This is a genomic window from Microbacterium sp. Bi128 (assembly GCF_918698205.1).
The window spans coordinates 1-2,394 of record NZ_CAKKMM010000772.1 but is presented as its reverse complement, the minus strand read 5'-3'; the positions used below and the strand labels follow the sequence as shown (position 1 = coordinate 2,394).

General features: G+C 67.6%; 3 protein-coding genes. 2 read left to right on the top strand and 1 reads right to left on the bottom strand.

The features are described 5' to 3' along the window. Nucleotides 1-390 (top strand): SDR family oxidoreductase (locus tag LQV45_RS26045; protein WP_230009559.1); only part of this gene is annotated, 390 nt, incomplete at its 5' end. A 150-nt stretch (nt 391-540) separates the two neighbouring features. Next, the gene (locus tag LQV45_RS26040) at nt 541-984 is read left to right on the top strand and encodes a hypothetical protein (RefSeq protein ID WP_230009557.1); all 444 of its coding nucleotides are present in this window, start codon (nt 541-543) and stop codon (nt 982-984) included. A gap of 140 nt (nt 985-1,124) precedes the next feature. Here the strand turns inward: LQV45_RS26040 and LQV45_RS26035 are convergent. Next, the coding region (locus tag LQV45_RS26035; RefSeq protein WP_230009555.1) for a uracil-xanthine permease family protein at nt 1,125-2,394 on the bottom strand (1,270 nt) is incomplete at its 5' end.

Sequence of the window (2,394 nt, the reverse complement as noted above, 5' to 3'; positions counted from 1 at the left end):
CTGCTCTGGACGGCCCGTGCCGCGGTCCCGCATCTGGAAGCGGGTGCGTCGATCATCACCACGGCGTCAATCCAGGCCTTCAACCCGTCCCCGGAACTCATTGACTACGCCATGACCAAGGCGGCCCAGGTGGCTTTCACCAAAGCCCTGGCCCAGGAGCTCGGACCCAAGGGGATCAGGGTCAACGCCGTGGCCCCGGGTCCCATCTGGACACCGCTGATTCCGGCCACCGAATGGCCCGACAAGCTCCCGTCCTTCGGCCAGGACACGCCCCTGCAGCGGGCGGGGCAGCCGGCGGAGCTCGCGGCCGCCTATGTCCTTCTCGCCTCCGACCACGGTTCCTACATTTCCGGAGCCGTGCTTCCGGTCACCGGAGGCAAGGGTCTCTGAACCCGCTCTGGACCCGTCCACTGCCAGCTAGTCCCATTTCCAGCATCAGTTTCCAGCACCAGGAGGAATGACAGGACTGAAAACCAGCAGGATCCCAAGACCGTCACCGAGGAAGCGGGCGGCTACGGCACGCCGACCGCCGAGCAGGAGATGGGCGGCGATGGGAAGAAATTTGCCCAGCCCCGCGAGGAGGAGGCCTTCGACGCCGCCGGGCTGAACCAGGACAGCCCCGACGGCGAGACGTATCCGGCCGGCGCGCCGGACCTGAGCCAGTTCGGTGCAGAAGACCAAGACAGTGCAGGAGAACCCGGAGCAGGACGCTTCGGAGGAGCGGAGGAACAAATGAGTTCAGAAAACGCCAGCGCAACCCCCGGCTTCGACCCGGACGCCTCGGAGAATTCCGAGGCGGCAGTGCCGTCGTCGGAAGCGGAGATGGACGGTGCCAACACGGAAGAGCCCGACGCCGGGCGGCCCTTCTCCTCTGAGTCCGGACAGGACGCGGCGGGGCTGCCGGACGGCTCCGGGACGGACCTGCCGGAGAACAAGTCGCCGAAGGACCGCGACGATGACAAGGACGCCTTCGACGCCGGCTAGTCCCGGGCCCGTCGCGCCCCGCCGCCACCGGCGCTGCCGGCCGTGACAGCGAAAAGGCCGGACTCCTGCCCCTGGGCGGAGTCCGGCCTTTCTCGTCGGGCGGGATTGCCCGCTCGCCGCGCGCTTCCGGGCGGCGTTCTTTAGCGGCGCTTCTTGGGGGAGCGCTTGACGGCTGCCTTGACCGCGGCCGTCGAAGCCGCGGCCGGCGTGGGATCTTCGGTTTCCGGTTCGGCCACCGTGCCGCGCACCTTCGCGATCGCCTTCATGCCGTGGTAGATCACCAGGGCGGCGGCCGAGCCGAGCGCAATCCCGGTGAACTTCAAGTCGCCGATGGTCCAGGTGTAGTCGGCAATCCCGACAATAAGGGCGACGGCGGCCGTGGTCAGGTTGATCGAGTTGGAGAAGTTCACCTTGTTCTGGACCCAGATTTTCACGCCCAGCACGCCGATCATGCCGTACAGCATCGTGGCCGCGCCGCCCAGGACGCCGGCGGGGACGGTGGCGATAAGCTCGCCAAACTTCGGCGAGAAGCTCAGGATCACCGCGAAGCCGCCGGCCACCCAGTACGCCGCCGTCGAATACACCTTGGTGGCGGCCATGACGCCGATGTTCTCGGCGTAGGTGGTCGTCCCGGACCCGCCGCCAAGACCGGCAAGTACGGTGGCGGCGCCGTCGGCCAGCAGCGCGCGGCCGGAGACGCCGTCGAGGTTCTGCCCCGTCATGGCGGACACGGATTTCACGTGGCCGATGTTCTCTGCCACCAGCACCAGTACGACCGGCACGAAGAGGCCCACGACGCCCAGGTGGAATTCGGGGGTCTGGAAATGCGGCAGGCCCACCCACCCAGCACTGTCCACCTTGGAGAAGTCCACCTCGCCCCGGATCATCGCAACAAGGTAGCCCACCAGGACACCCACCAGGATGCTCAGCCGGCCCAGCATGCCGCGGAACAGCACGCTGACCACGATGATGACGGCCAGGGTGATGAAGGCGGTGACGGGGGCCTGGTCGAAGTTGGCCTTCGCCGCGGGTGCCAGGTTCAGGCCGATCAGCGCCACGATCGCGCCGGTCACGATCGGCGGCATGACCCGGTTGATCCAGCCGGCGCCGAACTTCTGCACTACGGCGCCGACGACGGCGAGGGTCGCGCCCGCCAGGACCACGCCGCCGAGTGCCCCGGGGACGCCGAACTGCTGCTGGGAAGCCATGATCGGCGCGATGAACGCGAAGCTGGAACCGAGGTAGCTGGGCACCCGTCCCTGCGTGATGACCAGGAACAGGAGCGTGCCAATGCCGGAGAAGAACAGGGTGGTGGCTGGCGGCATGCCCGTGATGATCGGGACCAGGAAGGTGGCACCGAACATGGCCACAACATGCTGCATCCCGATCCCTACCGTCACGCTCCAGGTG

What these genes read in the sequence shown, in the direction of transcription:
- LQV45_RS26040 (WP_230009557.1), top strand. Translation starts at nt 541, where the DNA reads ATGGGCGGCGATGGGAAGAAATTTGCCCAGCCCCGCGAGGAGGAGGCC.